Source organism: Breznakia blatticola (assembly GCF_004365815.1).
In the GTDB taxonomy this organism is placed as follows: Bacteria; Bacillota_I; Bacilli_A; order Erysipelotrichales; family Erysipelotrichaceae; genus Breznakia; species Breznakia blatticola.
In genome coordinates this window covers 23,250-30,757 of record NZ_SODD01000029.1, presented here as the reverse complement: position 1 = coordinate 30,757, position 7,508 = coordinate 23,250, and the positions used below count along the sequence as shown (strand labels likewise).

Annotated in this window: 5 protein-coding genes; 3 read left to right on the top strand and 2 right to left on the bottom strand. The window is 33.9% G+C overall.

Features of this window, described 5'->3' with window-relative positions; all coding sequences use genetic code 11:
- The first annotated feature begins 232 nt into the window (after window positions 1–232).
- The 3 genes from EDD63_RS08090 (at window position 233) to EDD63_RS08080 (ending at window position 3,921) form a co-directional block, all read left to right on the top strand.
- Window positions 233–1,882, top strand: a complete 1,650-nt coding sequence (locus EDD63_RS08090) for an IS1634 family transposase (RefSeq protein WP_134170275.1) — start codon at window positions 233–235, stop codon at window positions 1,880–1,882.
- A gap of 239 nt (window positions 1,883–2,121) precedes the next feature.
- Window positions 2,122–2,757, top strand: coding sequence for an MBL fold metallo-hydrolase (locus EDD63_RS08085; protein ID WP_166667589.1), 636 nt, complete (start codon window positions 2,122–2,124; stop codon window positions 2,755–2,757).
- Between the two features lie 129 nt (window positions 2,758–2,886).
- Window positions 2,887–3,921, top strand: a complete 1,035-nt coding sequence (locus EDD63_RS08080) for a helix-turn-helix domain-containing protein (RefSeq protein ID WP_166667588.1) — start codon at window positions 2,887–2,889, stop codon at window positions 3,919–3,921.
- A gap of 69 nt (window positions 3,922–3,990) precedes the next feature.
- Here the strand turns inward: EDD63_RS08080 and EDD63_RS08075 are convergent, their stop codons facing one another.
- Together EDD63_RS08075 and EDD63_RS08070 are read right to left on the bottom strand one after the other, a co-directional pair.
- On the bottom strand, window positions 3,991–5,397 hold the full coding sequence (locus EDD63_RS08075; RefSeq protein ID WP_134170269.1) for a C69 family dipeptidase: 1,407 nt from the start codon (window positions 5,395–5,397) through the stop codon (window positions 3,991–3,993).
- A gap of 105 nt (window positions 5,398–5,502) precedes the next feature.
- Window positions 5,503–7,506, bottom strand: a complete 2,004-nt coding sequence (locus EDD63_RS08070; protein WP_134170267.1) for an alpha/beta hydrolase family protein — start codon at window positions 7,504–7,506, stop codon at window positions 5,503–5,505.
- Window positions 7,507–7,508 lie beyond the last annotated feature (2 nt).

Here is a 7,508-nt window from a genome sequence, read left to right as displayed (position 1 = left end):
TAACATATGTGATAGGTGCACTAAGGGATCCTGGTGTTAGCGTAGAGCGGCTGTTGCCAACAAACCCAAGTTTACCTAGAGAATGTTTTGTCCAACCTAAACTTCCCAAAGAAAGATAACTAATAATAAATAAAACGCGAAAAATGTGAGAATATTCATGTTTTTCCGCTTTTTTTATTGCTTGACTTATGATATAATTTAGTTATAAAGATAACTAAAAAAAGAGGTCGCTATGTTCTATGATAATATCAAGGTTGAAAGACCTGAAGGTTCTATTGTTTATCCAAATGGATATGTGTATATCACTGCTAAAAAAGTTTATATCAAAGAGAAAAAACACAACCAAAATAAACGTGTATCGATTGGTAAAGCTATTGATGATAATCTTATGATTCCCAATGATAATGCTCGTAAGTTTTTTCCTGAATGGTTTGAATTGTTGGAACCCTTGCAACATTCAGACACGTTGTCTATCGGTAATACAATGATTATTGATAAGGTACTTCAAAGTTTGGAAGTTGGTGATTTGATTGATTCAATCTTTGAGGATGATTCACCTTTAATAAAGGATCTCATTCAATATATGATTATTAATGAATCTACTGTTATGCAATACTTTCCAACACTAATGCGTAGAGTGCCAATATATAGTGATAAGATCTATAGTGATACGACAATTGGCAGAATGTTTAAAGAAAGAATTTCTTTAAAAGATAGAGAATTTTTTCTACATTCATGGAACCAAATGAATCATGCGAAAACTGTATATATAAGCTACGATAGCACAAATATGAATACATGTAGTGAAGGTATCGAACTTGCGGAGTTTGGACATGCAAAAGCAGATGATGAAGTACCAATAGTGAATTTAAGTTATGCAATTGACCAAGAAACAGGGACACCATTGTACTATGAACAGTATCCTGGAAGTATTAATGATAATAGTCAATTAAAATATATGGTAGATAAAGCAATTGGATATGGATATGAAGGGATTGGATTAATTCTTGATAGAGGATATTTTAGTAGTGACAACCTAGGTTATATAGCTAGAAAAGGGTATGATTTGGTCATGATGGTGAAGACAAATCAAACAGCAATAAAAGAAGCAATCGAGGAGAATCGTTTAAAAATAGCAGATAAAGTAGCATACTATATAGAACCGTATGGTGTATATGGGAAAACAGTAAAAAAGCAACTATATAAAAACAGTGAAGATCAATATTATGTGCATGTTTATTATGATGGAGAGAAAGCAAATAATCAGAGGTTGGGATTGTTAAATGTATATCAAAAAATGGAAAAAGAATTAGAAGAAAAAACATCTAAAACGATGTTAAGCAAAAGAGAAGATTTAAAGCGATTTGAAAAGGGTTTTAAAATTACATATGACGATAATGGATATTTAAAGAAATATACGAAAAGGACAGATAAAATACAAAAAGAAATAGATGCAATGGGATATTTTGTTTTGGTCACTTCAAAGGAAATGAGTGCAGAAGAAGCTCTTACAATTTATCGAGATAGAGATACAGTGGAAAAACTATTTAGAAGTTTGAAAAGTAATTTAGGATATGACGGATTTGGAGTACATGATGATGTATCGCTTGAGGCGAAAACGTTTGTGACGTTTCTAGCGAATATTGTAAGAAATGATATCTATGTGAAGACAAAAGGTCTACGTAAGAAAAATAGAAAACAATATACGATTCCAGCGATAATAAATGAAATGAACAAAGTAGAAGTCAGCCGAAATATAAATAGTGAATATATTAGACGATATGGAATCACGAAAAAGCAAAAGGAAATACTAAAGCCATTTGGAATAGATAATAAAGAAGTAGAAGCATATACACAACGACTTAACAAAGTTGGGGAGTAATATGCTTCTTTTTGCTGTTTAGTTATCTTTTTATGGGAAGTTTAGGGTCCAAGTTAAGCGTAAAAAAGACTGAGGTTGAACGTCAAAATACTGCCACCTCAGTCTTTTCAGGTAGCGCTAATTGTTTTACGCTTACGATAAAAGTTAGATATGTAATGGAAAGATTAGTTTTAAAAAGTAGACTAAGCTCGTATATAAATATGGTATAATTTCTCAGTGAAATGAAGGGTGAGGAATGTATGAAGATAGAAAAAGTAAGCTGTGGAACAGCGAATGTGTATATTGTATATGCCAAAAGCGGAAGTATTCTAATAGATACAGGTACAGAAAAATATAAGGAAAAAGTATTGGCGTGTTGTAAGAAAGCAAATGTAAAATTCATTGTATTGACACATGGTCATTTTGATCATTGTCAGAATGCTGCTTACTTAGCAAATAAACTTCACTGTAAGGTAGGTATAGGTGGTGAAGATGTTTCACTCATAAAAACAAATGAAAAACGTAAACTTTTCGGTAAAGGGATTTGGGGGAAGGCGTATACATGGGTAGCAAACCACAATGTACAAAAATATGATGTAAATTGCATGGTACCAGATGTTATTTTGAAAGAAGGAATGCGTCTATCTGAACTTGGAGTAGATATTGATGGTCACATTATCGAATTAAAAGGACATACACAAGGTTCGATTGGTGTTGTATTATCCAGTGGGGAACTATTTGTTGGTGATGCAATGCAAAATATTACAATACCAGGTACAACGTGGTGTTATGAAGATGAACAACAAGCGCAAGATAGTGTAAAACGCATAAAGCATACACATGCTCATACAATATACTATGGACATGGAAGAGCAAGTAAGCAACTAGTCAAATAGGCCGGTTGCTTTTTATAATGTGAAAGAACTATGTAACGAATAGTTAAGAAATTTGATGTAAAGTTAACAAATAGGAAATTGCGTAATTAAGTACAGATGTGTAAGATAAAAGTAGTAAAGGTGGATATTATGAATATAGGAACAGTTAAACGAACGTATCGAAAAGAAAAAAGTCTTACACAAGAAGAGATGGCAAAACGATTAGGTGTTAGTACACCTGCGGTTAACAAATGGGAAAATGGACATAGTTTACCAGATATCACACTTTTGGCACCAATCGCTAGATTACTAGAAATTGACATAGATACACTGTTGGACTATAAAGAGGATTTAAGTGATATAGAAATTCGTGATTTACTTCGCACATTAGAAACGATGATGGAAGATGACGAATTAAATGATATTTTCGATTGGATACAAAAACAATTTCAAAGGTATCCACGAAGTGAAAAGTTTATCCTTTTTGTTTGTATTGTTTTTTACTCGTATCTTTTACAACATGAAGATGTAGAGTCGTATACTGCTTTCATACTTGAGCACTTAGAAGGATTACTACAAAGTACAAACCTAGAAATTGTGCAACAAGCTGCAAATATGTTGTATCAACATGCATATCAAACAGAAAATTACGAAAAGGCAAAACAATATGTATCATACTTTGAATCCAACCCTTTAGAACGCAAACGAAAAGAAGCTCAGTTATGTGCCAAAACAGGTGAAATAGATGAAGCATATCGCAAACTAGAAGAACTTGTATTTCAATCGTATCAAAGCACAAATGCATATGTTCAGGGTTTATATATACTTGCTATGGAAGCTAAGGATTATGATCTTGCACAAGTGTATGTAAACAAACAAGTGGAACTTGCTAAAGTGTTTGAAATGGGAACATACTATGAACTATCTTGTCAGTTGGAACTTGCTATCGTGAAAAAGGATGAACAAAAGTGCATCGAAATCATGAAAGGAATGTTGGATAGTGTCACACATATGGATCAATTTACAAAGCGAAAATTATACAAGCATATGAACTTTAAAGAAATTGATGCAAAGCATTTAATGAAAGTTAAAGATATGCTGATTGAAAACTTTAGAGATATTGATAGTTTTGAATTCTTACAAGGAAACGAAGCGTATCATGATTTATTGAGTGATATAAAATAATTACAGCATAGTTAATAACAAACAAAAAGCACATCACGCGGTGTGCTTTTGTGTGTTATTAAGAAGGTTTTAATCGCCTTGTGTATAGCGAAGAATCATGTGTGTAGTTCCTACTTCCATCATTTCTTGAAGTAGCGCATTTGCACGATCATAAGAGTCTTCAGATTGTTCGCGATTCACTGTTTCTAAGTATGCTTGAACATCATCCATATTCATTGCTTCCTTATCTGCATCTTGAATGCGTTTGCGATAACTTGCAGTCGCATCAAGTAAATATTTTGTATGACTATCTTTGTATAAGTCATAATTTGCATCACCTAATAAAGCGAGGTTACAACTTAACCAATACATATTATTCATATCACAAGTTCCAGTTGTATCCTTGTAGCGGGTTGGTGTTTCACTTATATTACTATAGAAAGGAACAAAACTGTTAAAACTGTTTGGTCCAAATCCTACCCAATGCAATCCAGCAAGTTCACTAGGCACATCGTTACGAATTTGTAGTATATGGGCACAGTGGTTTCGATTGATTCCAATTGGGCGGAATAAACGACGATTTGGACTAGCTAAATCGTATGGGTCAAATGGTGTGTCTTCATAATGCGAACTCAGTAAGAATTTGATATCTTCTGGTGTTATCAATTGATCTGCTTTACGCACAAATGGAATGTCTCCATCTTGTGGGTCTTGTTCAATCTTTGGATTGAAATAGCGTTGTACATACCAAACCCGAGGGTTGTTGTAGTGGTGATCTTTTGTTAGATAACTACCAAATATTTTACGTAAGTTTAGTGGTCCATTAGGTAATGGATTTAACTTGTAGTCATCAATAAGTTTAGGTAAACCTTTAGAATACATACAATCTGGGCTATTAAAATCAAATTGATCAATTCCAAATCGATTACTTGCTACTACATATGAATCATCAGGTACGCGAATAGCTGCCCAGTTATGTCCACCGATGGTTTCAATCCACCATATTTCATCGGCATCACTAAAGGCAATACCATTTGGTTCATAGGTTCCATACGTTTCAAGTAGTTTCGCCATACGTAAGATTCCTTCTTTTGCACTATGAATATATGGTAGAACTAAGGTGAAAATATCTTCTTCACCAAAGCCATTTTCAACATAGGGGTCAGCTGCTAAGATACGGGCATTGGTAGTAATTGTTTCGGTTGCACTCATTGCAACATTTCTACTATTGATTCCCGCTTCTCCCCAAATTCCTCTTTCTCTTGTTGCATCGGGCATACATGTATAAGGTAGTGGGTTATCTGGTAAATCAAGTTCCAATTTACTTAAGATAGCTTTGTAGTGTTTTGGTTGATCCTCAGGTTTTACTAAAATAAATTGTTTTGGACCGATTGCTTCATGTCCATCTTCATTACGGGCAATCATAGTTGAACCATCAATGCTTGCTTTCTTTCCAACAAGGATGGTTGTACAATCACCTTCATAACGTTTCTTCATTTATAATTCCTCCTTTATTTTATAAATATCCTTAGTTTTATTATATGCCGATGTTTATAAAACAGTTAGTAAGACAAATGAAAAGAGACCTTGCGGTCTCTAGGTTTATAGATGTGCATTCATCCAATCTGTAATTTCAGATAGACGTTTTATGCGGCTTTGGATTTTTCCTGAACGTGATAAGTCATGGTTATCTCCGTGGAAGACAACCATTTTACTTTCTACACCAAGAACTTTTAATGCAGTAAATAATTGTTCTGCTTGTTCAAGTGGACAACGGTAATCTTTATCACTGTGAATAATCAAAGTTGGTGTTTTTACATTGCTGATATATTTTAGTGGAGAGTGTTCCCATAGTTTGGCAATTCCCTTATCACTAAAGATATCTCCCTTGTTTTGATCAGGTGCAAAGTAGAAACCGATATCACTTGTTCCATAGAAACTTACCCAGTTAGAAATACAACGTTGGGTTGCTGCAACTTTGAAACGATCCGTGTGAGTAATAATCCAGTTGGTCATAAACCCACCATAACTTCCACCAGTTACACCTAAACGATTTGTATCGATGGCAGGATATTTTTTTAGTACCTCATCTGTGAAAACCATTAAGTCATCATAATCAATTGTTCCATATTTACCAAAGATATCCATGAAATCATTTCCACGACCATCACTTCCTCTTGGGTTTGTAAAGAAGACGAAATACCCTTGGTTAGCCCATACTTGCATTTCATGGTAATACACTTTTCCATAGACGGTTTTTGGACCACCATGAATATCTAAAATAGCAGGATATGATTTAGCAGGATCATAGTCTTTTGGTAATAAGACATATCCTTCCATATCATAATCTTCATTTTTATACGTTACGATTTCAGGTGTAGCAACGTATGCATCATCAAGCGTTGTGTTGATGTGTGTGATTGCTTTCTTATTTTTGTAGATTTCTTGTAAGTTTTGTTCAATAAGTCCAATGTAATAGAAATCTTGACCATCTTCCGTATCAAATGCATCAATACTTCCATCAACATCTAGTACCAGTTCAAAGTGATTGTCTGCTGTTAACTTGTATAAGTTACATGTACATGTTTCTGTAGAAAGAATATACAGTGTATCGTTCAACATTTTCATGTTGAATCCGCCACCATAGCGAACATCACTTCCTACACTGTTTCCAAATGCACGATCTGGATTTGAAAGAAGGGTCATTGTTTCATTTGCATAGCTGAAGAATTTTACGTTCTCGTTAATTCCGTAAGGTGTTTCCTTATTGGCAAGAACAAGGATGTCATGACTACGATAGAATGCAGTTGCAATACTGTATTCACTTTCCTTCACGAGTTCTTCAACACTTAAGTCTTTAAGGTTTACTTGACTTAAGCCTTCTTTCATACTTGGTTTTGCGACGTCTTTGCTTGTAGCGAAGAGTACTTTTTCTTTATCTTTAGAGACATCTAAGATATAGGCATTTTCATATGTGTTAGTGATTGCTGTAAGTTTGTTTGTGTCGCGTGTATATAGATATAAACGTGATACAGCATAACCAATATAATCACCACCATTTTGAACAAATGGGATTTTTGTCAGTTCTTCCCAGTCTTTGTTGGCATTCTTTGCTTTTGCTACTTCTTCTTTTTTGCCATCTTCTAACATAGGTGTATAACGCAAGTCATAACTTACGTTTACGATATATGTATTACTATCAATGAATTTAATATCGCTTACTGGAAAAGGAATTTCAAAAGCTTTTATTGCTTCTCCACCTTTTGTGTGTAATTCATAAAAACTTGTGAAACTTTCACCGTTTTTTGCGCGCTCTTTATCTTTAGGATCACGCATACTTGCAAATAGAATGGTATCTTTATCTGTGTAGATGAAGTTGCTAACATCTTTGGAATTTGTTAGACGTTTACGTTTGCTATCTCCTGTGTGATACAACGTATTGTCTTCAGTTTTGATCGTAATCTCACTAATTTGATAAAGATCACTTTCATACACGTTGTCATCAGCGTTCATTACTGTTTCAACATAGATCGCATTTTTATCTTTTACTTTCAATTGACTTAGATGTTTAAAATCTAAGAAATCGCGTAATTCAATCTTTCTCATGT

What these genes read in the sequence shown, in the direction of transcription:
- EDD63_RS08090 (WP_134170275.1), top strand. Translation starts at nt 233, where the DNA reads ATGTTCTATGATAATATCAAGGTTGAAAGACCTGAAGGTTCTATTGTT.
- EDD63_RS08085 (WP_166667589.1), top strand. Translation starts at nt 2,122, where the DNA reads ATGAAGATAGAAAAAGTAAGCTGTGGAACAGCGAATGTGTATATTGTA.
- EDD63_RS08080 (WP_166667588.1), top strand. Translation starts at nt 2,887, where the DNA reads ATGAATATAGGAACAGTTAAACGAACGTATCGAAAAGAAAAAAGTCTT.
- EDD63_RS08075 (WP_134170269.1), bottom strand. Translation starts at nt 5,397, where the DNA reads ATGAAGAAACGTTATGAAGGTGATTGTACAACCATCCTTGTTGGAAAG.
- EDD63_RS08070 (WP_134170267.1), bottom strand. Translation starts at nt 7,506, where the DNA reads ATGAGAAAGATTGAATTACGCGATTTCTTAGATTTTAAACATCTAAGT.